Here is a 1,507-nt window from a genome sequence, read left to right on the forward strand (position 1 = left end):
GCCGAAGCCATCGCCGAGGGAGTCCACGAGGCGGCCCCCTCCGCGTCCGTCGAGTGCCTCCCGCTGACCCAGGCCGACAACGACGTGACCCGGTCCGCGGACCTGCTGGTGGTCGGCGGACCGACCCAGATGCACGGTATGTCCTCCGGGCTCAGCCGCCTGGTGGCCGTCGCGGCCGAGAACCACAGGGAAGGCCACGAGGAGGCCGCCGCCGAGGCCCAGGCGACCGCCGAGGGGCCGGGCCTGCGCTCCTGGTTCCACAGCCTCCCGAAGACCGAACCCGGCACCTACGCCGCCGCCTTCGACACCCGGGGCGCAGCACCCGGATCCGGCGGCGCCGCCAAGGGCATCGCCCAGCGGCTGTCCCGCCACAACTACGACGTGGTCGCCGAGCCCGAGGGCTTCATCGTCGAGGGCACCGACGGCCCGCTGCGCGCCGGTGAGCTCGACCGCGCCCGCGCCTGGGGCGCCGCCCTGGTCTGATCCGCCGAGTTCGACCACCAGCCCGGCCGGCCCGGCCGAGCGCCGGAACCCGCTGTACGGCCAGGGCGGCTGTCAGTGCTGGAGCACGGCCTTGACCACCACGATGACCAGTCCGAGCAGCAGGTTGACGACGCCGGCTGCCACCACCCGATGCAACGGAATGCCGGCCCGGACGAGCACGGCACTGGCCCAGCCGACCTGCTCGGCCACGGCGACACCGAGGGCCAGCCATGCCGTGCCCGCGAACCCCAGCCCCAGAAGCGGACTGATCGCCACGGCAGCGGCCGGAGGCACCGCTGCCCCCAGGATCGGCCGCTCGGCGGCACAGACCCGCGAGATCTCCGCCCGGGTCAGGGCCCGGTGGACCATCGACTCCCCCACCACGTGGGCATAGACGTGTGCAGCCCAGAAGACCACGCCGGTGGCGAGGAGCAGCACCACGAGCTCGATCCGCGGGAACGGGCTGCCGATCCCGGCTCCAGCCACCACCGAAGCCGCCAGCATCGAGCCGTAGACGGCGCCGGCGTAGTTGGTCCGAACCGGTTCCGGCGGCCGCCGGGCGTCTGGTTCCCCTTCGGGGGTGCGGCGTGTCACGGATGCCGCTCAGCCACTGGCCCGCCGCGTGTCACGACGTGTGGGCTTCCGCTCGCCGCGGACGGAGGTTGACCGCCAGGATGTAGCAGCTGAGGGCCAGGATCCAGAGCGGGAAGGCGAGCACGAACCAGGCGGCACTCTTGACGACGAAGAACAGCCCCAGGGCGACGAGGTACCCGAGCCAGACGAGCCAGCGCGGGAAGATGCCGAGGTGGTGCCCGATCGTCGTGGTGGACATGGTGAAGACGGCGGCCATCCGCGTGGCGTAGCTGGAGAGCAGACTGAGGACAGCGCGGCGGTCGTGCTCCCACAGCTCGGGCTGCACGGCCGAATGGGGGTTGTACACCGCGGTCAGGGTGCCGAACGCGGTCGCGGCGGTCACGAACAGCACGGCGACGAACAGGAACCCGCCGCCCAGGAAGAGCGTGGC

At 72.6% G+C, this 1,507-nt stretch carries 2 protein-coding genes and 1 pseudogene; 1 reads left to right on the forward strand and 2 read right to left on the reverse strand.

The window, feature by feature from the left end; translation table 11 throughout:
- A partial coding sequence (locus tag ACGF12_RS38545) for a hypothetical protein (RefSeq protein ID WP_393041324.1) occupies positions 1–483 on the forward strand: 483 nt, incomplete at its 5' end.
- A 72-nt stretch (positions 484–555) separates the two neighbouring features.
- On the opposite strand, the gene ACGF12_RS38550 is transcribed toward ACGF12_RS38545, so the two are convergent.
- Both ACGF12_RS38550 and ACGF12_RS38555 read right to left on the reverse strand, forming a co-directional pair.
- Positions 556–1,077: a hypothetical protein gene (locus ACGF12_RS38550; protein ID WP_393041327.1), complete on the reverse strand. Its 522-nt coding sequence runs from the start codon at positions 1,075–1,077 to the stop codon at positions 556–558.
- A gap of 31 nt (positions 1,078–1,108) precedes the next feature.
- Positions 1,109–1,507 (reverse strand): annotated as a pseudogene (locus tag ACGF12_RS38555) (hypothetical protein); the annotation flags it as partial.

The organism is Kitasatospora sp. NPDC048296 (assembly GCF_043201815.1).
Classification (GTDB): domain Bacteria; phylum Actinomycetota; class Actinomycetes; order Streptomycetales; family Streptomycetaceae; genus Kitasatospora.